Raw genomic sequence first — 22,801 nt, 5'->3', positions numbered from 1 at the left:
TGCTCCTTCGTGGTTACAGGGTGATACCCGCAAAGGCCATAAAGCCCAATGCCATCAAGCCAGTGGTGATAAAGGTAATGCCGATACCTTGCAGATTCTTCGGTATCGCGTTGAATTTCAGTCGCTCACGGATCCCCGCCAGTAGCACAATGGCCAGCGCCCAGCCACAGCCCGCGCCGACACTAAACACAATCGATTCGCCAAAGTTGTAATCACGGTTGGACATAAAAATCACCCCGGCGAAAATGGCGCAGTTTACCGTCAGCAGCGGCAGAAAAATCCCCAAGGTCTGGTACAGCGCCGGGACATAACGATCCAGCACCATTTCGAGGATCTGCACCAATGCCGCAATCACCCCGATAAAGGTGATCAGTTGCAGATAGCTCAAGTCCAAATTGGGTAATCCGGCCCAAGCCAGCGCCCCCGGTTTCAACACATAGCTGTAAATCAGCTGATTCACCGGCACCGCCAGCAGCATCACCACAATCACCGCGATACCAAGGCCAAATGCCGTCGACACCTTTTTCGACACCGCCAGAAAAGTACACATACCGAGAAAGAACGATAGCGCCATGTTGTCGATGAAGGTCGCCTGAATAAACAGATTGAGATAGTGTTCCATGACGCCTCCTTAACGCTGCCGGTTGCGGGCGATATTGATCAGCCAGATGATCACGCCGATCAGGAAAAATGCACTCGGAGGCAACTTAAACATCTCGTTGGGCAGATACCAGCCACCATTTGCCACGGTTTGCAGCAGTGTTTTACCAAACAGGGTGCCCGCGCTCAGCAGTTCGCGGACAAATGCTACCGATAACAGAATAAAGCCATAACCGGCAGCGTTGCCCAGGGCATCCAGCACCGCCAGATGCGGCGGTTCTTTCATGGCGAAGGCTTCGGCGCGCCCCATCACAATGCAGTTGGTGATGATCAGTCCGACAAACACCGACAGCTGCTTTGACAGCTCTGGCGCCAAATCTTGCAGCACCATATCCACGACGATCACCAACGAGGCGATAATGGTCATCTGTGCAATGATGCGCACACTGTTGGGAATCAGGTGGCGGATCAGCGAAATAAACAGGTTGGAGCAGACCACCACAAAGGTCACGGCTAATGTCATCACCAAGGCCGTCTGCATGGAGTTACTTACCGCCAGTGCCGAACAAACGCCCAATACCTGCATGGCCACGGGGTTGTTGGCAAACACCGGCTGCCACAGCAATTCACGCGTCGTTAATGTTGCACTCATTTCGCGGCCTCCATCGCTTTTAGTTTGGCAAGCAGCGGCGTAAAACCTTCGTCACCAAACCAGAAACTGATCATATTCTGCACCCCTGCACCAGTGCGGGTGGCACCACTGACGCCATCTATCCCATTGAGATCGCCCGCCTTAGCGCCGCCTTTAACAATTTTCAGCGCTAGCTTTCCGTTTGCATCAAATAGCTGTTTACCATGCCATTTTTGACGCCAATCCTGGTGGTTAATGAAATCGCCGATACCCGGCGTTTCGCCATGTTCATAGAAGACGACCGCCTCGACGGTATTGAGATCCGGCGTGAGACCAATAAAACCATAGATAATTGACCACAAACCTTTTCCGTAAATCGGTAGCACCCAGCTCTGTAGCTTTCCTTGCGCATCATCCACCCGAAAGATGCGGATCTGATTGGCGCGGGTCTTGATGCGGGCGATGTCTTTGGCAATCTTGCTGGAACTCTGCGGATTGATCGCGGCCATACGCTCGTCATAATCCAGCAAGTCATCTTGGGGTAACCGCTGTCCATCGGCCAAGGTCACTAACATGGGGATCACCCGCGAACCAAACAATGTTTTAAAGTTGCTGTTATCACTCGGAATGTCGGCGGCCAGCAGCACATTCTGCATCAGCTCATTGCGCTGCTTTGCCAGCTTGCGCTCTTTCAATACACCGGCGGTGCCCGTGATCATAAAGGAGCACAGCAGACACAGGACGATGGTGAACAGGAAGGTTCCGGCGACACTGTCTTTATTGAAGGCCATTGCGCTTGATCCTCCGTCTGATGTTAAACCGTGCCACCAGCGAGTCCATCAGCGGCGCCCACAAGTTGGCGAACAAAATCGCCAGCATTATGCCCTCCGGCATTTTGACGTTGGCGATCCGAATCACCACCGTCATGGCGCCGACCAAGATACCAAACAGCAGTTTGCCGGGACGGGTATAGGCGGTGGTCACCGGATCGGTGGCCATAAACATCATCCCCAACGCAAAACCACCGGTGACCAGATGCCAGGTCCAAGGCATCGCCGTCCAGGCACTGCGACTGTTACCGAAGTAGTTGAACAGCAAGGTGGAGACAATCATCCCCAGCATCACCCCGGCCACAATGCGCCAATCCGCCAGCCGAGTCAGCAGCAGTAAACCGCCGCCCAACAAAATGGCTAAGGTGCTGGTTTCGCCGATAGCGCCCACCTCGAAGCCGAGAAATGCCTGCCACCAACTTGCATCGCTGAACGCCTGATACCAAGCATAATCGGTGAAATGCAGCTTATTCGCTGCCACCTGCGCCAGTGTGGTCGCGCCGCTATAACCATCAACCGCCACCAGTTGTGCACTGGTGGTGACTTCGGCTGGGTAGGCAAAATAGATAAAGGCCAAGCCCGCTAGCGCCGGATTGAGGAAGTTATAACCCATGCCGCCAAACAACTCTTTAGCCACTACCACACCAAAGCTGACGCCCAGCACCACCAGCCACAGCGCAATATGAGCAGGCATACACAAGCTGAACAGTAACGCGGTGACGAAAAAGCCCTCATGCAGATCCTGCTTGCGCGCCTTCGCAAACACCATCTCCCACAGCAGGGTCGTTAGTAACGCCACCAGATAGATCGGTAGGAAATAACACAGACCATAACTGAAGGTAGCAACCGCACCGGTGTCTGCGCTCAGTGGTTTGAAAATTAAAGAAAATAGCGAGGACTGCCAACTATTAGCAGCCGAGGCTCCGGCGATTATTGCCAGCTTGGCTTGTAAGCCTGTGTTATAGATACCCAACAGGATCGTTGGTAGCAGACACAATCCCACCAAGGTCATGGTGCGTTTAACATCGATAGCATCACGCACATGCACCGAATCCTGAGTACTCCCCCCGTGACCGATAAACATGGAACGAAAGAAATCTTTGATGGTTGAACCTGGCGCATCAAGGCGATTCTTTCTTGTCTGTTTGGACTTCTTCATCAGCCTTCCCTCTCAATGATGGTCAGACAAGCGCGGAGTTCCTGGCCGTAATCGTATTTACTGGGGCAGACAAAAGTGCACAGCGCCAAATCTTCTTCATCCAGTTCCAGCGCCCCCAACAGTTGCGCCTCATCGGTATCACGCACCACCAAATCCCGCACCAGCAAGGTGGGCAAAATATCCAACGGCATCACGCGATCCAACTGTCCAAACGCCAACATGGCACGTTTGGCACCACCATAATGGGTGGTCAGGGCAAACAATTTTTGTGGTAAGAAACGCGATAGTACGGCGCCGGTCACGGAAAACAGCTCTTTGCCTGGGCGCATCCACGGTAACACTTTAGGACGATGATCTTCTTTGAGTACGGACAGTTGCGGCCGGAAGCGGCCAAGATAGTCCAGTTCAGCCACCGCCGTGAAACCGCCCAGTACCGAGCCGGAAATGACACGGCTCAGGTGTGGTTGCTTGAGTTCCCCGGCCACCAGCTCACTGACTTTGGCACCCATCACCGTCCGTAATAAACGGGGATGTTTAACCTGAGGCCCGGCAAGCGAAATTACCCGGCTAGTATCCAGTTCACCGGTTGTGAACAGCTGCCCGATGGCGATGACATCCTGATAACCAATATGCCAAACCTGACGCTCAATACTGACGGGGAACAGATGATGAATGTGAGTACCCACCAACCCGGCAGGGTGCACACCGGTAAAGCGCCAAGTTTCAACCTGGGGAATTTCGTTACCAGGCAGTAATGCCGGATTGCCATCCTGACACAGATAGAGTTTGCCGTCAGTCAGGTGCGCCAACACCTGTAAACCTGCGACAAAATCCTCGGCGGCCTCATTGATAATCACCCGCGGATCAGGGGCTAATGGATTGGTATCGGTGGCGGTGATAAAAATAGCGGCAGGGGCACTACCGGGTTTGGGGGCACGGGAAAAAGGTCGGGTGCGTAACGCCACCCACAGACCACTTTCTAGTAACTTTTGCTGAACGGCTTGACGACTCAGAGTGGTTAAATCCGCTTCGGCACCGAAGTTGATGTAATCGTCGCCGTCCAACGTAATGACTACCGACAGTAACACGCGGCGGTCACCACGATTAATCGCAGTCACAATACCGCTGGCGGGCGCGGTAAAACGGACACCTGGATTACTTTTATCTTCAAACAGCGGTTGACCTTTGCGAACCCGCTCGCCTTCCTCTACGAGCATGGTGGGCTTCAAGCCAATATATTCATGGCCGATTAACGCCACCTGGGTCACGGCTGTTGCGGTTTCAATCAACTGTTGGGGCGCGCCGACAATGGGCAGATCCAGCCCTTTCTTAATCGTGATAATACGCTTTGCAGAATTCACCATCGCGCCCGCCTCGAGATTAATAATTAACCGAATGCTACAGAACGCTTGGCTAAATTACCGCCAACTGCATCACATCAAAATAAATTTTCGTAATATAAATACGAAAAAAGTAACAGGGGAGACCGCTAAAAACCGTTAAATTAACCTTAAAACGTAATAAATATACGTTTTTTACTTCCAATGATGCCATAACGCGGCGAGCGCACTTTGTAATGGTTCATCCCTGATGTTACGGCATCATCCACGGTAACAGGTCCCTGTAGTTGTGCCAGAGTTAACACCGGTCATCCGTCGCAACAACCACTATTAACGCTACAAATTAATAATTTGCGAGCAGGATCACTATGAAAACTATGATCTCGATCGCCTATCCTCCGGATTACCTCTTGCGGGGTATATATCCCTAACTTTGGTAAGTTCTAGACTTTTTGCAAATTCTGAAGCTTTCGCAAGCCAAGACGAGCAAAGGCAGGTCGAAAATGCAGCCATCATCAAAGGAATACCACATCACCAGTCTGGTGATCCATGCCGACCCCGGTCATATCGGCCAGGTCAGTTCTGCTATCTCGTTGTTATCCGGCACAGAGATCCATGCCAGTACCCCAGAAGGCAAATTGGTTGTCACCATTGAAGCGGACAACCAGAAAGCACTGCTGGACCAAGTGGAAACCATTAACCGACTGTCGGGCGTGTTGTCCAGCAGCCTTGTTTATCATCAGGTTGAGACCCTCAGCCATTAATAACGATCATAAGAATGAGGAAACACTATGAGCATTAGTCGCCGCGAGTTTCTGAAAGCCAACGCCGCCATTGCGGCTGCATCAGCGATTGGCGCCACGCTTCCCGTGAAAATCGTTGAAGCTGCTGAACACAGTGACAATATTAAATGGGACAAAGCCCCTTGCCGTTTCTGCGGCACCGGCTGTTCGGTATTGGTCGGCACCCGCGATGGCAAAGTGGTGGCCACCAAAGGCGATCCGGAAAGTCCGGTCAATCGCGGTCTGAACTGTATCAAAGGCTATTTCCTGTCAAAAATTATGTATGGTAAAGACCGTCTGACGACGCCGTTACTGCGGATGAAAGATGGCAAATACGACAAGGAAGGCGAATTTACTCCGGTCAGCTGGGATAGCGCCTTTGATATCATGGCGGAGAAATGGAAACATGCGATCAAGACCAAAGGGCCAACCAGCGTAGGCATGTTCGGCTCCGGCCAGTGGACCGTGTGGGAAGGTTATGCCGCGGTCAAACTGCACAAAGCCGGTTTTCTGACCAACAACATTGACCCCAATGCCCGTCACTGCATGGCCTCCGCGGTTGGTGGCTTCATGCGGACTTTCGGTATCGATGAACCGATGGGGTGCTACGACGATCTGGAAGCGGCTGACCACTTTGTACTGTGGGGAGCCAACATGGCCGAGATGCACCCGGTATTGTGGGCGCGTCTGTCTGACCGCCGCTTGAGCAACCCTAACGGCAAAGTCCATGTACTCTCAACCTTCCAGAACCGTTCTTTCGATCTTGCCGATAACGCCATGGTTTTCCGGCCACAGTCAGATCTGGTGATCCTCAACTTTATCGCCAATTACATCATCCAGAATGGTGCGGTTAACCAGGATTTTGTCAGCAAACACACTAAATTTGCCAAAGGCGTTACCGACATTGGCTATGGTCTGCGCCCGGATCATCCGTTGGAGAAAAAAGCGAAGAACCCGGGCAGTGGCAAATCCAGCCCAATCAGCTTCGATGAATATGCCCAGTTTGTCAGCACTTACACCTTAGAATACGCCGCCAAGATGAGTGGCGTTGAACCGGAAAAATTGTTGGAACTGGCAAAAGCCTATGCTGACCCGAATATCAAGGTGACCAGTCTGTGGACGATGGGAATTAACCAGCATGTGCGCGGCGTTTGGGCCAACAACATGCTGTATAACCTGCATCTGCTGACCGGCAAAATCGCCACTCCGGGTAACAGTCCATACTCATTGACTGGTCAGCCATCGGCTTGCGGTACTGCCCGTGAAGTGGGCACGTTCGCTCACCGTCTGCCGGCTGACATGGTGGTCACTAACGACAAGCACCGCGCCATTGCTGAAAAAATCTGGCAGCTGCCAGCAGGCGCGATTCCGCCCAAACCAGGCTACCACGCCGTACTGCAAAGCCGCATGCTAAAAGATGGCAAGCTCAACTGTTACTGGACCATGTGTACCAACAACATGCAGGCTGGCCCCAATATCAATCAGGAAATCTATCCGGGCTTCCGCAATCCGGAAAACTTTATTGTGGTGTCTGATCCTTATCCAACCGTCACCGCGATGACCGCCGATCTGATCCTGCCGACCGCTATGTGGGTGGAAAAAGAAGGTGCCTATGGCAATGCTGAACGTCGCACACACATGTGGCACCAGCAGGTCAAAGCGCCACAAGGTGCACAGTCTGACCTGTGGCAGCTGATGGAATTTGCCAAACGGTTTAAGGTCGCGGAAGTCTGGCCAGCAGAGCTGTTAGCCAAGCAACCAGAATATGCCGATAAAACGCTGTTTGATGTGCTGTTTGCCAATGGTGTCGTCAACAAATTCCCGGTCAGTGACTGCAAAGCCGAGCTGAATGATGAATCACAGCACTTTGGTTTTTATGTGCAAAAAGGCCTGTTTGAAGAGTACGCCAGTTTTGGCCGTGGTCATGGTCATGATCTGGCGGACTTTGACGCCTACCACGCCAGCCGTGGTCTGCGCTGGCCAGTAGTTAACGGCAAAGAAACGCTGCACCGCTTTGTGGAAGGCGCGGATCCTTATGTTAAAGCTGGCAGTGGTTACCAGTTCTATGGCAAACCTGATGGCAAAGCAGTGATATTTGCCCTGCCTTATGAACCGGCAGCGGAAGAGCCTGATGCCGAATATGACTTGTGGATGAGTACCGGCCGGGTACTGGAACATTGGCATACCGGTTCCATGACTGCCCGTGTACCAGAGCTGTACCGTGCCGTCCCCGATGCACAGATTTTCATGCACCCAGAAGATGCCAGCGCCCGTGGACTGAAGCGTGGCGATGAAGTCATCGTTGCATCCTCTCGCGGTGAACTGAAAACCCGGGTAGAGACTAAGGGCCGTAACAAACCGCCAAGAGGCGTGGTGTTCATGCCATTTTTCGATGCGCGGCAACTGGTCAACAAACTGATGCTGGATGCCACCGATCCACTGTCTAAAGAAACCGATTTTAAGAAATGTCCGGTCAAGGTCATGAAAGCCTGATTAGCACAGGCAGGTGACTGAGACTCACTCAGTCACCTGCCTGCGGCACCAGCATTGATGAGGGTTGCATCAATGCTGCAATCAGCAGTCTTTCACACAGAATTACAACGATTTGCCCTAAAGGCGGAGAAAGAGCAATGAAAAAAATACTCACTTTAGCAGCGCTATTGATGGTGATTAGCGGCTGCAGCGGCGAACACGCAGCGAGCGCAGCCAAACCAGTAAATATAACCTCGCTTGGAGGCCAGACGCCCGTCACTAAGGCTGTAGCGGTGGCCGATGAAGCGCAATATCCCAGCCATGGAACTGCCATTCCACGTAACTTTGCCGAACAACCCCCATTAATCCCTCATAAAGCGGATTATCCGATTACGCTCAAACACAACAGCTGTCTGGGATGTCATAGCTGGGACAGAGCAGCCAAAATGAAAGCCACGCCAGTGGCAAAATCCCATGTATTGGATGACAAAGGCACGCTAAAAGGTCAGAATTACTTCTGTACTCAATGCCACGTACCACAGGCAGACAATAAACATCCGCTGGTTGGCAACAGTTTCAGCCAGCAGTAAACAGGCAAAAATCACCTTATCTAGTGTTCCTGGGGATAACGTGATTAGGCAAGGCTCCCATGGATAGGGAGCCTGGTCTTTCTCCAAATGCTAGCCATTCCCTGCGACTGCATCTGGCAGTTTCTGCAAAATCACCACTCGCCGCTCGTCATGAAAGCGCAAACGCAACTGAAAACGCTCACATAACCAGTGAAAACTGTCGAGATGGAAAAAGCTGCAGTGGGTGGGATCACGGGTGTAATGCCAGTCATAGAATTGCTCTTCATCGCGCCAGCGATCCGTCATGATCCCGAGAATACCGCCGGGCTTCAGACGGGCGGTTAATCGCTCAAGTTCGATATCTGGCCGGTGAAAATGTTCAAAGCATTCGCTGGCCACAATAAAATCGTATTGCGGTTTCAGCGTAATCGGGAAAAATGCAGGATCATAGTCATCACAATGAATGCCCTGTTGTGCCAACAGTTTTGACATCGTCGGCCCCGGACCACAACCGTAATCAAGCCCCTGCCACGTTGGCTTTAGCCAAGGCAGCACCGGGTCCAGCAACCGGCGTAAAAATGCAACATAGCCGGCATCGTCAATGCTGTTTTCATGGGTTGCGTAATATGCGCGCTCATCCGCCAGCGCCAAACGCTCGGTTGGGTTCAGATAGATTAACTTGCAGCAATCGCAACGCAGGTAGCGCCGAGCGACTCGCGCTGCCACCTGCGGCTTATCACCGCCATCGCCACACAAAGGGCAAATCAGTACTGACAAACACGTCTCCGTTGCTCGCTAAAATCAGCGACACTTTAGCATTCGCCACGCCCTGATGCCCAACGATTATGCCTTAGCGGTAGATATATTGTTTGTTGTAGCGCATCACAAACGGCAGCAGACTCGCCGACATCAAATATCCGTCTTCCTTCAACCAACGATGGTCGTAGCGGATATTCTGGCAGCGCTCTTTTGTCTGACACATATTATTGCCCATCAGAATATGGTGCTGCGATTGTGTGATGGCGTCGTCCGGGTTATATCCAGCTAATCCCATCTGCTTATAAATATTGGATAACGTGCCTGCGGCATCAAAGCAGAACTGCTCGTAACTTAGCTGATAATGAGCTAAATGATGGCGAAGCATAAAGCGCTCACGTAAGCGGTTACCGAAATACCAACGCAACATCTGAAACCAGTAACGATTCTTGATTTTCTTCAGACCACGGCGATGTGCCGAACGTTCTGGCCTAGTTTGAGCACAGATAAAAGATCGCACATCGCGCATCAGAAACAACACAAAAGGCTCGAGTTGTGGCTGATCCGCCATCAGTTGTAAATGACGAAAACCTTTAGAGGTATCCACCATAAACATCTCACTGCCATACTGGTGCTGGAACTCTTTCATGACCTGTAAATAGGCTTTACCAACGGGGGTGCCTGGTGGCAAAGCATGGAGCACTTTGCCCCAAAAGCTGCATTCAGCCGCCTGCTTGCCACAACTACAGATTTGGGTGGGATCGTCTAGCCAATAAGACGGCGATTGTCTCAACACCTGCAACACTTCGCCAAGCGAAATCAATTGCGGATGACAAGCAAGCGCCATAGAAAACACTGTGGACCCCGAATGCGATAAACTGGTCACTGCAAAAAACTTATATGGTTGCGCAGTTGCCAAACCGGCCTCCTAACCTCTAAGAAACTGAACGTAGCGTTACTTTTGCTGGAGTGTATTCAGCTCTGCTGCGGGTTTGGACCCTTTTTTAAGTCTTTTACATATCTATACAGTTCACGCCATAGCCTTGAACAAGCTGACGTAGTGCCCTGATGGCCTCACCATGACACCGTTGGGAAAAGTCTTCTCATCACAGTGCAGCGCACCGCCAATAGTACTGTCAGCACCACGCGGCTGAGGCTAATAGCCCAACTCCTGACAGAGTTTGGCAAATCCATCGGCAACATCTTTGCTTTCAATCATCGCCTGTAACACCGATGCCGCGCTGGCACCATCCAACATCAGTCGTTTTGCCAAGAACAACATAAAAGCCATCTTACCCTGCTCAGAATCCTCATTAGTGGGTAAGTCCTGCATCATCAAGGTCTGACAGAAGGCTTCCGGATACCCCCATAAGGTCAAAATGTACGCGCTGAGTAAGGTCGCATCTTCAAAATCGCTGCGACTCTCTGGTAATTCAGCGGCGGCATTCTGTTGCAGTGTTTCCAACATCAATCGCCCAATCGCGCTTAACAACGCGGCAGAAAACACCGTGTCCCGCTGCGCCAGTGACATGCCAGCATACTGAGCTATCCGCCGGCAGTAGTTAGCGTGAATGAATGCCTGATCGTTGATGTGATGATGCACGCAGGCCGGTAATCGTTGCTTGATGTCCTCGCTAATCAACAAGGTGGTGATAATCGCTTCAGTGAGTTTGGCCCCAAGACGCGTAATCGCTTCCTGTAATGATGAGGTTTGGCGGCTAAAACCCAACATGGCCGAATTGGCGCTCTGAATTAATTTGCCACTGACAACGGGATCATGGACCACCAGCTCGGCACAATCACTGAGATCGGAGTCGGGATCAGCCAGCACCTGACGTAACTGCATGATCAACTTCGGCATAACAGGCAACTGATTGATACGACCAACTCGCTGGCGATCTTCCAGAGTAAAAGGCAGTTTTTGTAACCGTTCGGCACAATTGAACAGATGGGCCAGATCCTGTTCACGGTAGGGTTTGGCAAAGACAAAATGACTATAGGATTCTAACTGTTGAAACACTTCCGATGAGCAATCTGCCGTGAGCAATACCCGAATAGCCATCGGCAGCTTATGACTCGCCTGCTGCAGGATCTGATTTCCCATAATCCCCGGCATCACATAGTCACTCACCACGATATCGGCACTCATGGCCGCACCCGCACCACCATATTCCAACCAGCGTTTGGGCTGGTCACATAATACAAATACCCAGTCTGGTCGCAAGCGCATTGCTAATCGATACAGTGCTTTCAGCAACAACATATCATCGTCGACAAAGATGACTTTGAGTTGACTCATGTGCAGTCTCCTTCCAGCAGCCAAGCCTCTCGTTTTACCTTAACGGTGACACCCACAGCTTGTCACTCTCAGCCCTCCGTCAGCCTCTGGCTAACTTGCTAGTATTCATTTTAGATCATAAAGTTAACTGGCAATGGACAAGCCTATAGGTAACTGCATGCAAGGAGTCTGTAGATGATTGCACTGGCCAAAGAAACGCCTGCCACAATCCTATGCGTGGATGATGAGCCGAGTATTTTAAAATCGTTACAGCGCTTATTTCTGGGGCAACCCTGCGAAGTATTACTTGCCAGTAGTGGCGAGGAAGCATTAGCGCTCATGCAAGATCGCGCTGTCGAAGTGATTATCTGTGATATGCGCATGCCACAGATGAGTGGTGCCGAATTTCTGCAACAGGCCACGCAACTGCAACCTAATGCTTACCGGATGCTGATGACAGGTTACGCTGATCTGGCATCCACCATCGCCGCCGTCAATATTGGTCGGATTCACCGCTATATACAAAAACCTTGGGATAACAATGAACTGCTAAAAGCCGTGGATGAAGGACTTGAGTATTACCGGTTACTGCTGACCAATCGGCAGCTGACCGCACAGGTCGAGCAACAGAACACCCGATTAAAGCAGCTCAATCAAAGCCTAGAGGAACAAGTCCAGCAGCGTACGCAGCAACTAAGACAAAGCTTACAACAGCTGAAATCACTGTTAATTCAACGAGAAAAAGAAAGCGACGCGATTCTGCAGCTGCTGTATAACATTATTTCTATTCACCCTCGCCTCAGCGGCGACTATGCCCGCCGGGTCAGTCAAACCTGCCATGATCTGGCTAAAGCCTTAGGATGCAGCAATACCCAACAGCAGTTGATCAGTCATGCCGGGCTATACAGCGAAGTCGGTAAGCTGGGATTTAACTCAGGGCTGCTGGACAAACCGTTTCACGCACTAGGGGCCAATGATGCGCGTCGGTATCTGTTCCACCCGCAATTGGCCGAAGAAATTATGGCACCGGCAGTTCACTTACAACCGATGGTGGAAATCATCCTGCATCAGTATGAGCACTATAATGGAGATGGTGTTCCCGATGGACTCAAGGCACAGGAGATCCCGGTGGGTTCACGCATCTTGGCAGTGGCCCGTGACTTTTGGGCGTTGATATATAAGCGCCTCAGCGAGAATGTGCACAGCCATGCCGAGGCTATCGCCTGGTTAAAGCGTCAACAGGGTTCTGTTTACGACCCGCAGTTGATTGCCATAATGGAACAGCTGCAGCAACGGCAGCAACTGAATAAGCCCGAAGTCGATGATGTACAGGGTGCCACTATCGAGCAACTGCAACCCGGCATGCAACTGAGCCATAATTTATATAATCGCAATCAGATGCTGTTGCTGCCGCAAGGTCATGTACTGACACAGCAATCGCTGGACAAACTGCGGGAATATCAGGCCAAACACAAAACCGTGCTACGGTTGCAACTGGAAGTTACCGACAAGTCCAACTCACCGACCGCCTGAACAACAGCAAAACACTGTGACCACTGGCAGGAGTTATCATGACTAACAATTCGCTGGCATCGCTACTGGATAAACTGCCCCTCGGAATTGCCGTTGTTGACCGTAAATACCGGATCCTGTACTTCAATCCACGATTTGCCAAAGAATTACAGCTACCGGAAGAGTTTCGGTTATGGTCATCGCTACTAACTCTTTGCCCTACTCACGCACCGTTGCTAAAGCAGCACCTGGACAAAGTAGCGGCCTGGCCAATTGAAACTTTTCCCTGCGATGTACGACCGCCAGATGCCTTTGAATTTACCGTGACAGATGAGATCATGGCCACGAGTTCACCGCTGTTACACATGGAAATTTTTCCGCTAACCATCACTGATGGCGTTGTCAAAACGCTGTGCCTGTTGCTGGATAGCGGCAGTTTCTACGCCCAGACCAAACAGCAGATGGCACAGGAATTGGCAGCGGAACATGCGCAGAAGCAACAACTGCTGGACAAATTGGAGGCGGCCAGAGGACAGCTGCTGCAGGCAGAAAAGATGGCGTCCATTGGTCAGCTAGCGGCTGGAATTGCTCATGAAATCAATAATCCGCTTGGTTTTGTCAGTTCTAATTTGCAGAGTTTACAGGATTACGTGACACGGCTGCTGAGTATCATCAACAGTACTGAAGCGTTACTCGCCCCGCAGCAATTACCAGAGTTTCAGTCAATCCTCACACAGCAGCAGTTTCAATTCATAGCGAAAGACATTAGTGATTTGCTGCATGAATCACTGGAAGGCGTCAGCCGCGTCGCCGCTATCGTCAGCAGCCTTAAAACCTTTGCACACGTCGACGACAATGAATGGCAATATGCCGACCTGATAGACGGCATGGAAAGCACCCTGAAAATCATGAATAACCAGTTGAAATATAAAGTGACACTGCACAAAGATTATCAGGCAGATTTACCCTTGCTGTATTGCCAGCCACGGCAGTTGAATCAAGTGTTTATGAACCTGCTAATGAACGCCGCCCAGGCGATTGAGGAGACGGGACATATTTGGGTAACTATACGCAGCACCAGCCAACCATCAAGCGTGGAAATCAGTATCAGAGATGATGGCTGCGGCATCGCCGCTGAAAACCTCGATAAAATCTTTGACCCTTTTTACACCACCAAACCAGTTGGCAGTGGCACAGGGTTGGGATTATCGCTGTCATACAGCATTATTCAGAAGCATCATGGCAAAATTAGCGTGAACAGCGCGCCTGGGATTGGCACGGAATTTATGCTACGCTTGCCACTACAGGGGGAGCCTCATTTACGACCATAATCCCCCGTTGCTTCACACATAAAAAAATGGCGCTTTTCGGCGCCATTTTTGCTAACCCAGACAGATTAGTGCCGCGCCAACCGATTCAATACGTATGTGAGTACGCCTCCGGCATGGTAATAAGCAATTTCCATCTCAGTATCCAGTCGGCTTAACAGGTCAATGGCCTTGCTGCTGCCATCGGCATAATGGATTAGCGCGCGGATATTCTGATTGGGTTTGAGAGGTGCAGTCAGACCAACAATATCAATGTGCTCATCGCCAGTAAGTTTTAATGTCTGGCGATTTTCGCCGTCTTTAAACTGTAACGGCAGCATGCCCATGCCCACCAGGTTGGAGCGGTGAATACGCTCGAAGCTTTCCACAATCACCGCCTTGACGCCAAGCAGCAATGTGCCTTTAGCCGCCCAGTCGCGACTGGAACCCGTGCCGTATTCCTTACCGGCAACCACCACCGTCGGGATCTGCGCCTGACGGTATGCCATCGCGGCATCATAGATAAACCGCACTTGTTGCTCGCCACACATCCGGGTAACGCCGCCAGTGTGTCCGGGCACCATCTCGTTACGAATACGGATATTGCCAAACGTGCCACGCATCATCACTTCATGATTACCGCGCCGCGAGCCATAGGAGTTAAAATCCGCATCTGCGACACCGTGACTGCGCAGATACTGTGCGGCCGGGCTGTCCTTAGGGATCACGCCGGCAGGTGAGATATGATCCGTTGTCACTGAATCACCCAGCAATGCCAGTATCGCGGCACCTTTGATATCGGCTTGATTGCCGGCATACGCAGCGTCAAAAAATGGCGGTTGCTGAATATAAGTCGAAGATGCCTCAAACCGATACGTACTTCCAGAACCGGCATCAATCGCCCGCCAGTTATCATCGCCGTGAAACACATCGGCATATTGCTCACGGAACTGCTGGCGGCTGATGTCGGCCAGCAGCGCGGCAATCTCAGCATTTGATGGCCAAATATCTTTAAGATATACCGGATGGCCATGAGGGTCCTGGCCTAGCGGTTCTTGGGTCAGATCAATACGGGTCGTGCCCGCCAGTGCAAAGGCGACGACCAGCGGTGGTGAACACAGCCAGTTAGATTCCACCAGCGGATGAATACGGCCTTCAAAGTTACGGTTGCCAGACAACACCGATGACACATGAATTTTCTGGTCACCTACCGCTTGAGTGACATTGTCTGGTAGCGGTCCCGAATTACCGATGCAAGTGGTACAGCCGTAACCCACCAGATTGAATCCTAAGGCATCCAGCGCCGGTTGCAGCCCTGCTTTTGCCAAATACTGGGTCACCACTTTGGAGCCGGGAGCCAATGATGATTTCACCCAGGGCTTACGCACCAGCCCTTTGTTCAATGCCTTTTGCGCCAACAACCCGGCCGCCAGCATCACTGCTGGATTTGAGGTATTGGTGCAAGAAGTGATGGCGGCAATCACCACATCTCCGTGATGCATGGGCAAATCAGTCCCCGCCAACACAAACGGTTGCGACAGATCATCGCGTCCGGACAGCTTGATAGCAGCTTCTGCTGCCTGTTTCATACCCGCCAAGGGCACCCGATCTTGCGGTCGTTTGGGGCCGGCGAGACTGGGTTCCACCGAGGACAAATCCAAACTCAGCGTCGCGGAAAATTCCGGTGCCGGGGCACCACTTTCGCGCCACAATCCCTGCGCCTTGGTATAAGCTTCCACCAGCGTAATGGTTGATTCATCACGGCCACTCAAGCGCAGATATTCCAGCGTTTGCGCATCAACCGGGAAGAAACCACAAGTGGCACCATATTCCGGCGCCATATTGGCGATGGTGGCGCGATCCGCCAGCGGTAGCTGATCCAGACCGTCACCATAAAATTCGACAAACTTACCGACCACACCATGCTGACGCAGCATCTGTACGACACGCAATACCAGGTCGGTAGCGGTAATCCCTTCACTGAGTTTGCCTCGGAGTTCAAAACCCACAACATCCGGTAACTGCATCGAGATAGGTTGTCCCAGCATCGCCGCTTCCGCTTCGATACCGCCGACACCCCAACCGAGGACCCCCAAGCCATTGATCATCGTGGTATGGCTATCGGTGCCGACCAGAGTATCGGGATAGACCAAGGTGCCGTCATCCGTGACCTGACGCCAGACCCCTTTTGCCAGATATTCCAGATTGACCTGATGACAGATGCCAGTGCCTGGTGGCACCACGGAAAAATTATCAAAGGCTCCCTGCCCCCATTTGAGGAACTGGTAACGTTCAAGGTTGCGCTGCATCTCAATCGCAACGTTTTCCTGATAGGCACTTTGACTGGCAAATTTTTCGATACTGACGGAATGGTCAATCACCAAATCTACTTTGGATAATGGATTGATTTTCTTTGGATCACCACCACGCTCGACTAAAGCGGCGCGCATGGCGGCTAAATCGACTATGGCAGGCACCCCGGTGAAATCCTGCATCAGTACCCGGGCGGGGTGATAGGCAAGCTCTTGCGTGCCACCCTGACCATGACTGTTAGCCACAGCTTTCAGTGCCGTCAGGTCACAATGCTCGGTATGCAGATGCCGCAGGATATTTTCCAGCAAAATTTTACTGCTGACCGGCAGATGGCAAACATCGGGAAATTCACTAACAGGACCATCGGTGAGGGAATAATACAGGTAGGTATTAGCACCAACTTGCAGTTGGCGTTTGGCTTGCGCCTGGAACTTGAGTTTGGACATCACTACTCTCCCTGAATTGAGTTAGTCTGAAGCCTCGTCGTGCTCCCAGCATATGAGATCCACGCCCCCTTCTCAAGATCTTATTCTAATTTAACAATTAGATTAATATTTCATAATTTATTTTTTAGATTAAAATAGTCAAAAAAATCGCCCGTTGTTAACGAGCGATTCTGGGCTTTTTAAACTAGATGGATTAAGCTGCTTTTACTTTTCTGTGGAAAAGGAAACTGCCTTTCCACGAGCCCTGGGTATTCGCCTTGGCAGTTTTTGCCTTAGCTTCAGGGACTGCAGTAGATGCAGCTTCATAAAGGGCGCTTACCCAACCACTCTGTGCGGATTTCATGGCAAATTCCTCTGTTCTTTATCTAGATACGACTTTAGTATTAGAACAGCTATAGGTAAAATGAATTAATTCCATAGGCAGGATTCCAAAGAAGAATGAATATTCCTATCAAGACATTGCATTGCTTTTTACGACTGGTGGAAATCGGCAATTTCACGCGGGCAGCTGAGCAGCTCTACCTCACGCAGCCGACGCTGAGCAAGATGATCCAGCGTTTAGAGGAAACTTTGGATCAGCAGTTATTGATCCGGAGTAACCAGAAAGTCGAGTTAACTCAGGCAGGGCAGATTTTTCATGCCAGTGCCAGTCAGATCATGGGACAATGGCATCGGATGGAGCAGGATCTGGCTAACCTTTCCGGTTTGAAGTCTGGTCATTTACGCTTGGGCGTTTGTCCGATGATGAGCACACTGACCATCGACCTGCTCACCAAGTTTCGCCAGACCTACCCAGGGGTTGAACTGCATATGCAGGAATACGGTGGTTTCGGTTGTGAGCAGGCGTTGCTGGCGGACTCATTGGATATTGCCTTTACGGCGTTGCCGGTCACCAATTCAGAGCAGTTGTCTTCTGTCCCCTTGCAAGGTTACCCATTAAAAGTGTGCCTGCCTAACGATCATCCATTAACGGCCAAAGAGCGGATCAATTGGTACGATTTGGCGCAATACCCGTTCATTCTGTACAACGAAGATTTTTCGCTGGCGAAGCTGTTTGCAAGGCTGACCAAGGAAGCCGGGGTCACCCTCAATATCGCGTTTCGCAGTGGTCAGTGGGATTTTCTCGGGGCGATGGTGGAAGAAGGCATGGGCATAGCAATTTTGCCTGAGCCTATCTGCAATAAGCTAGATAAAAGCCGCTTGGTGTTCCGCCCCATGGAAAAGGATCTGTTCTGGCAAATTGGCCTGATTTGGCGCAATAACCTGCCGCTGACGCCAGCGGCCGAAGCCCTGCTGGCGCTGAGTCGCCACCGCAGTTAGTGTTAGCCAGCGCTGGGGATCACTAAGACATCGCTGCGGATCCGTTGCAGGATCTGTTCAGCGGTGTTGCCAAGCATCCAGCCCATCAACCCTTGACGCTGTCTCGCCCCCATCACCAGATAATCACTCTTCAAGCGACAGGCTAACTGATATAAACAGAGATCCGGTTCGCCGCAGATGATATGGATCTGCTCTTTGGGTAGGCCCATCTCTTCCAACGTTAACTGATGGCGCCGATAGGCATCTTTTATCAGCTGCTGCACATTCAGTACTTCCAGATCGCGGATCAATCTGGGCACCCGCAAAACATAGGCAAGATGCAGCTCGCCGCCGGTGGCCGTTGCCAGCTCCCGCGCATGGTGTAATACCTGCTGATTCAATTGCTGCTTTTGCGGATTCTCAGTATCCAGATCTAGCGCCATCAGCACACTGCTGCCATGTTGTAACGGATTTTGCGTCAACAACATCACTGGGACTTTGGTGGTGCGCAACAGTTGCCAGTCGGTAGGTAACATATGCTCACTGGGATGGATCCCTTTAACCACCAGATCAAAGCCTTCATTGGCCGCGTATTCGGTCACATGTTCATACAGATACTTACTCCAGACCACATGTAACGGTACGTCGCTGGCATCCAGCTGTTTCAGACGCTCGGTCAGCTGTTGCCGTTTATGCTCCTGCAACTGCTGTTTGGCTTCTTCGTAAATGACGCGATCACCGTAAAAGTACTCATAACAGTAGGCAAAAATCTCCGGAGACTTTCCCAGCAACTTAGCCAACTGTAGTCCCTTGCTAATCACATCGGTATGAGTGGACTCATGCGGTTCCACGATAAATAGTTTACCCATTTGATTTCTCCCGTATTTCCACTGGTTTTTAGGCAGAAATTGGTCTCTACTCAATAGGGGGAGGGGTAAGACTACAAGCCCCTTCATAAGTGTATCAAAGCGGGGGCAGAACGTGCCGATAGATGACCTTTTAATCGCGCTGTTTTTGATCCTACTGCTGTCCAGACTGCTCGGAGAGGGGTGTCAGCGACTCGGATGGCCGGTGGTCGTCGGCGAAATTGCCGCCGGGGTCATCCTTGGGCCATCATTACTGGGATGGCTGCATCCCAATCAGGTGCTGGCTAACATCGCCGAATTAGGCATCATCCTGCTGTTATTTAGCATCGGTACTGAAACCTCTATTAAACGGCTTTACCATGCGGGCTCACAGGTATTATTGGTGGCAATCAGTGGCATTGTACTGCCGATGCTGTTCACTGGTGTGGTGGCCTATTTCTGGCTGCAGCTATCGCCGTTTGCGGCCTTGTTTTATGGCTGTGCACTGACCGCCACCAGCATCGGGGTGTCGCTGCGAGTCCTGAAAGATGCCGGACAACAGCAACAACACAGCAGTCAGGTGGTACTCGGTGCGGCCGTTGCCGACGATATTGCCGGGGTAGTCTTGCTGAGTTTGCTCTACAACTTTGCCAATGAAGGCAGTATTGCCCCGCTACAACTACTGAAACTGATCGTTACCCTACTGGCCTTTTTAATCTTGGCCCCACCTTTGGGGCGATTGATGATTTACCTGCTACGTTTTGCCAGCGGCCATGCCCAAAATGAAGGTTACGAGGCAGTGGTGATGCTGACATTTATCTGTTTGTTTGCCTGGCTGGCCGATGCCGCCGGAGCGCCCGCATTGCTCGGTGGCTTTTCGGCTGGGCTGGCATTATCCCGCCAATTTACCTGGCCGTGGCGACGCTATCTGCAAAACCCCTTTTCCTTTACCAATAAGCTGGAACATGCCATGCGACCGTTGACGGAGGTGCTGGCACCGGTGTTTTTTGTCTATGTCGGGATCAGTCTCGATCTCAGTCAATTACAGTTCAATGCCAGTAATTTGCTGTTACTGCTGCTGATTGTTGTGTTAGCGTTCGCCGGTAAACTATTAGCAGGCTTGCCAGTGCAAGGCCCCTGGCGCGACAAATGGTTAGTCGGCTGTGCAATGGTGCCGCGAGGAGAAGTTGGATTGGTGTTTGCGCAGATTGGGCAACAACTGCAAATCATTCCGGCAGAGGTGTTTACTGGCTTGGTAGTGGTGATTGCCATCACCACTTTATTGGGGCCGCTGCTATTGAAAGCCCTGTTGCCCCACGGCACGGTGGCAAAAAAAACGCCGCAGTAGCGGCGTTTGTCAGTTATTGCATCTTAAACTGCCGTTCCAGATAGTCTGTCAGCGATTTATACAGGTGGGTTTTCACCTTATTGCCGCGCATCGAGTGCTTGGCGCCAGGATAGTTAATCATCTCAAATAACTTGCCATCGTCCTGCAACGCCTTATAAACGCGGGTACTGTTTTCAAACAGTACGTTGTCATCCGCCATGCCATGGTACATCAGCAGTCCACTCTGATAGCTACCGATGTAAGGCAGCACACTGCTTAAGCGATAACCTTCGGCATTATCATGCGGATTTGCCAGATAGCGTTCGGTGTAATGCGTGTCATACAGTGACCAGTCGGTGACCGGTGCCCCGCTGATCGCGACTTTAAAATAATCCGGTGCTTTAAACTTGCACATCAGCGCCATATAACCGCCATAGCTGTGACCATAAATAGCAATTTTGTCGGCATCCACCCATGGCAAAGTCCGTAGATACTCCACACCCTGTTGCTGATCTGCAACTTCGGCAACCCCAAGTTGTTTGTAGATCACCTGTTCAAAGCGCAGCCCCCGATGACCGGAACCCCGGTTATCCAACTGAAATACCGCAAACCCTTGCTGCAACAGATATTGGGTAAAATAGTCCTGACTGTTCCAGCTGTTAACCACCAGTTGTGCGTACGGACCACCATACACCCGCACCAACACCGGATATTTTTTATGGCTATCAAAGTTAACCGGTTTAAACAGCTGATAGTGCAACGTCTGCCCATCTTCTGCGGTTAACGTACCAAATTCAGGTAGCTGCCACAGACCCGCATATTGATATAAGGGATGTCCTGGTTTGACCGCATTTTCCTCCACCCACGCCAGACGCTTACCATCGGCATCATGCAAACTCACCTGTGGCGGTTGCGCCAGTGAGTCGAAGTAATCCAGATAGACAGATTTATTGTCGGCAAATACCGCTTCATGCATCCCATGCCGTTGGGAAAGTCGGATTAGCTCGCTGCCATCAACACGCACTTTATACAGCTGTTTCTCAATGTCGCTATCTTTGCGGCCGGTGAAATACACCCAGCCCTGTTTTTCATCCACATGGCGGATACTATCCACTGCCCAGTTACCGTGAGTCAGTTGTTGTTTCACCTTGCCATCCGCAGCGAACAGATAAATATGATTAAAACCGCTGCGCTCAGAGGTCCACAAAAAACCACCCTGCTTGAGGAAATGCAGATCTTTATTGAGATTGATCCAGATATTGTTGCGTTCGGCGACCAGGGTTGTTGGGGCCTGATCAGAGTGCACATCAACAACGCGCAGATCCAACTGCTGCTGATTACGACTCTGCCACTGGAACGACAGATGACGACTGTCCGGCAGCCACTTCACCCGCGGCAGATAAAAGTCGGTGTCGTTACCGAGGTCGACCCATTTGACAGATTGCTGTGGCAGCGAAATCACGCCCAGCTTGATCTGCACATTGGCGGTACCCGCCGCCGGATAACGTTGCTGTGTCAGTTTGATACCATCTGCATAAATTTCGTTACGGGTAACTTCCTCTACCGGCGATTCATCCACCCGGTTAAACGCAATTGCTGATTCGTCCGGCGCCCACCAGTAGCCGGTCATGCGCCCCATCTCTTCCTGCGCCACAAACTCCGCCATACCATTTTTAATGACGCCGCCACCGTCTTGGGTGAGTTGTGTGAGCTTATCGTTCGCCAGTGTCAGCATCCACAGATTCTGGCCAGCAACAAAGCTGACATAGTGTCCTTTGGGCGACAGCTTGGCATCGGTGGCAAACCCCGCACCCGTAGGCAACAAGCGCACCTGAGCGTCGGCCAGGGTGTAGTAATAGAGTTTACCGGATGATGGGATCAGCAGTGCGTTACCGTCATCAGCCCAGGCGTACTCCATAATGCCCTCACCAAAAATTCGTTGCCGTTCGCGGCGCGCTTTTTCTTCATCAGACAATTCGCCCTGTTGCAGTTTGGACGCATCCAGCAACATGCTGACTTTGCCGCTGGCGACATCCATTTGCCACAAGTCATAAAAGTGCAGATTGTCCTTGCGCCCCACCAAAAAGGTGGCGCGGGAACCATCAGGAGAGAGTTTCAGTTCACGCGGGCTGCTGCCAGCCAGATCGGGCGAGCCATAGAGTCGATCAACAGTGAGTGGCACAGTGCCGCCGTTTAGGGTTTGCGCAATGCTGGCCGCGCTGCCAAGTGAAAGTGGGATTGCCATAAGTAGAGAGTGGATCCAGTGTCGGGTCATTTATTGTTATTCCATCATTTGTTTATCAGAAACCGCCTGATAACTTCAGCAGTCCATTCT

The 22,801-nt window shown here is 51.4% G+C and carries 19 protein-coding genes; 7 read left to right on the top strand and 12 right to left on the bottom strand.

Annotated features, from left to right (window positions below):
• Nucleotides 1–13: 13 nt before the first annotated feature.
• The 5 genes from nqrE to PY479_RS06695 are packed head-to-tail and all read right to left on the bottom strand — an operon-like array spanning nt 14 to nt 4,584.
• Nucleotides 14–622 carry an NADH:ubiquinone reductase (Na(+)-transporting) subunit E gene (gene nqrE, locus PY479_RS06715; protein WP_275483277.1) on the bottom strand — a complete coding sequence of 203 codons (609 nt, stop codon included), beginning with the start codon at nt 620–622 and terminating at the stop codon, nt 14–16.
• A 9-nt stretch (nt 623–631) separates the two neighbouring features.
• On the bottom strand, nt 632–1,252 hold the full coding sequence (locus PY479_RS06710) for an NADH:ubiquinone reductase (Na(+)-transporting) subunit D (protein WP_212594501.1): 621 nt from the start codon (nt 1,250–1,252) through the stop codon (nt 632–634).
• Nucleotides 1,249–2,022 carry a Na(+)-translocating NADH-quinone reductase subunit C gene (locus PY479_RS06705; protein ID WP_275483276.1) on the bottom strand — a complete coding sequence of 258 codons (774 nt, stop codon included), beginning with the start codon at nt 2,020–2,022 and terminating at the stop codon, nt 1,249–1,251. Before PY479_RS06705 ends, PY479_RS06710 begins: the two co-directional genes overlap by 4 nt.
• The gene (locus PY479_RS06700) at nt 2,009–3,220 is read right to left on the bottom strand and encodes an NADH:ubiquinone reductase (Na(+)-transporting) subunit B (protein ID WP_275483275.1); all 1,212 of its coding nucleotides are present in this window, start codon (nt 3,218–3,220) and stop codon (nt 2,009–2,011) included. The genes PY479_RS06705 and PY479_RS06700 overlap by 14 nt, the downstream gene beginning before the upstream one ends.
• Nucleotides 3,220–4,584: a Na(+)-translocating NADH-quinone reductase subunit A gene (locus PY479_RS06695; RefSeq protein ID WP_275483274.1), complete on the bottom strand. Its 1,365-nt coding sequence runs from the start codon at nt 4,582–4,584 to the stop codon at nt 3,220–3,222. The genes PY479_RS06700 and PY479_RS06695 overlap by 1 nt, the downstream gene beginning before the upstream one ends.
• A 479-nt stretch (nt 4,585–5,063) precedes the next feature.
• On the opposite strand from PY479_RS06695, the gene PY479_RS06690 reads away from it, so the two are divergent.
• The 3 genes from PY479_RS06690 to PY479_RS06680 all read left to right on the top strand — a co-directional run bounded on the left by PY479_RS06690 (nt 5,064) and on the right by PY479_RS06680 (nt 8,404).
• On the top strand, nt 5,064–5,324 hold the full coding sequence (locus PY479_RS06690) for a chaperone NapD (RefSeq protein WP_275483273.1): 261 nt from the start codon (nt 5,064–5,066) through the stop codon (nt 5,322–5,324).
• Between the two features lie 27 nt (nt 5,325–5,351).
• Nucleotides 5,352–7,835, top strand: coding sequence for a nitrate reductase catalytic subunit NapA (napA, locus tag PY479_RS06685; RefSeq protein WP_275483272.1), 2,484 nt, complete (start codon nt 5,352–5,354; stop codon nt 7,833–7,835).
• Nucleotides 7,836–7,972: 137 nt separating this feature from the next.
• Nucleotides 7,973–8,404 carry a nitrate reductase cytochrome c-type subunit gene (locus tag PY479_RS06680; protein WP_275483271.1) on the top strand — a complete coding sequence of 144 codons (432 nt, stop codon included), beginning with the start codon at nt 7,973–7,975 and terminating at the stop codon, nt 8,402–8,404.
• 90 nt (nt 8,405–8,494) lie between these two features.
• On the opposite strand, the gene PY479_RS06675 is transcribed toward PY479_RS06680, so the two are convergent.
• The 3 genes from PY479_RS06675 to PY479_RS06665 form a co-directional block, all read right to left on the bottom strand.
• Nucleotides 8,495–9,160: a class I SAM-dependent methyltransferase gene (locus PY479_RS06675; protein ID WP_275483270.1), complete on the bottom strand. Its 666-nt coding sequence runs from the start codon at nt 9,158–9,160 to the stop codon at nt 8,495–8,497.
• A 73-nt stretch (nt 9,161–9,233) separates the two neighbouring features.
• Nucleotides 9,234–10,058, bottom strand: coding sequence for a hypothetical protein (locus PY479_RS06670; protein WP_275483269.1), 825 nt, complete (start codon nt 10,056–10,058; stop codon nt 9,234–9,236).
• Between the two features lie 237 nt (nt 10,059–10,295).
• On the bottom strand, nt 10,296–11,438 hold the full coding sequence (locus PY479_RS06665) for an HDOD domain-containing protein (RefSeq protein ID WP_275483268.1): 1,143 nt from the start codon (nt 11,436–11,438) through the stop codon (nt 10,296–10,298).
• Between the two features lie 174 nt (nt 11,439–11,612).
• Here PY479_RS06665 and PY479_RS06660 point away from each other — a divergent pair, with 174 nt between their 5' ends.
• Both PY479_RS06660 and PY479_RS06655 read left to right on the top strand, forming a co-directional pair.
• Complete coding sequence (locus PY479_RS06660) at nt 11,613–12,950, top strand: HD domain-containing phosphohydrolase (RefSeq protein ID WP_275483267.1); 1,338 nt, start codon at nt 11,613–11,615, stop codon at nt 12,948–12,950.
• Between the two features lie 38 nt (nt 12,951–12,988).
• The gene (locus PY479_RS06655; protein ID WP_275483266.1) at nt 12,989–14,260 is read left to right on the top strand and encodes an ATP-binding protein; all 1,272 of its coding nucleotides are present in this window, start codon (nt 12,989–12,991) and stop codon (nt 14,258–14,260) included.
• Nucleotides 14,261–14,325: 65 nt separating this feature from the next.
• On the opposite strand, the gene acnA is transcribed toward PY479_RS06655, so the two are convergent.
• Together acnA and PY479_RS06645 are read right to left on the bottom strand one after the other, a co-directional pair.
• Complete coding sequence (acnA, locus tag PY479_RS06650) at nt 14,326–16,995, bottom strand: aconitate hydratase AcnA (RefSeq protein WP_275483265.1); 2,670 nt, start codon at nt 16,993–16,995, stop codon at nt 14,326–14,328.
• Nucleotides 16,996–17,188: 193 nt separating this feature from the next.
• Nucleotides 17,189–17,338 (bottom strand): hypothetical protein, encoded by a 150-nt coding sequence (locus tag PY479_RS06645; protein WP_212594514.1) that lies wholly within the window; start codon nt 17,336–17,338, stop codon nt 17,189–17,191.
• A gap of 95 nt (nt 17,339–17,433) precedes the next feature.
• Here PY479_RS06645 and PY479_RS06640 point away from each other — a divergent pair, with 95 nt between their 5' ends.
• Nucleotides 17,434–18,315, top strand: coding sequence for a LysR family transcriptional regulator (locus tag PY479_RS06640; protein ID WP_212594515.1), 882 nt, complete (start codon nt 17,434–17,436; stop codon nt 18,313–18,315).
• 2 nt (nt 18,316–18,317) lie between these two features.
• Here PY479_RS06640 and PY479_RS06635 read toward each other — a convergent pair whose 3' ends face one another.
• A complete protein-coding gene (locus PY479_RS06635) occupies nt 18,318–19,163 on the bottom strand; it encodes a universal stress protein (protein ID WP_275483264.1) in 846 nt (281 codons plus the stop codon).
• A gap of 112 nt (nt 19,164–19,275) precedes the next feature.
• Here PY479_RS06635 and PY479_RS06630 point away from each other — a divergent pair, with 112 nt between their 5' ends.
• Nucleotides 19,276–20,487, top strand: coding sequence for a cation:proton antiporter (locus PY479_RS06630; protein ID WP_275483263.1), 1,212 nt, complete (start codon nt 19,276–19,278; stop codon nt 20,485–20,487).
• 13 nt (nt 20,488–20,500) lie between these two features.
• Here PY479_RS06630 and PY479_RS06625 read toward each other — a convergent pair whose 3' ends face one another.
• Nucleotides 20,501–22,741 carry a S9 family peptidase gene (locus tag PY479_RS06625; protein WP_275483262.1) on the bottom strand — a complete coding sequence of 747 codons (2,241 nt, stop codon included), beginning with the start codon at nt 22,739–22,741 and terminating at the stop codon, nt 20,501–20,503.
• Between the last annotated feature and the right edge of the window lie 60 nt (nt 22,742–22,801).

The organism is Shewanella sp. A32, from assembly GCF_029167175.1.
In the GTDB taxonomy this organism is placed as follows: Bacteria; Pseudomonadota; Gammaproteobacteria; order Enterobacterales; family Shewanellaceae; genus Shewanella; species Shewanella yunxiaonensis.
The sequence above is the reverse complement of the archived record's forward strand: the minus strand, read 5'-3'. Positions and strand labels throughout refer to the sequence as shown.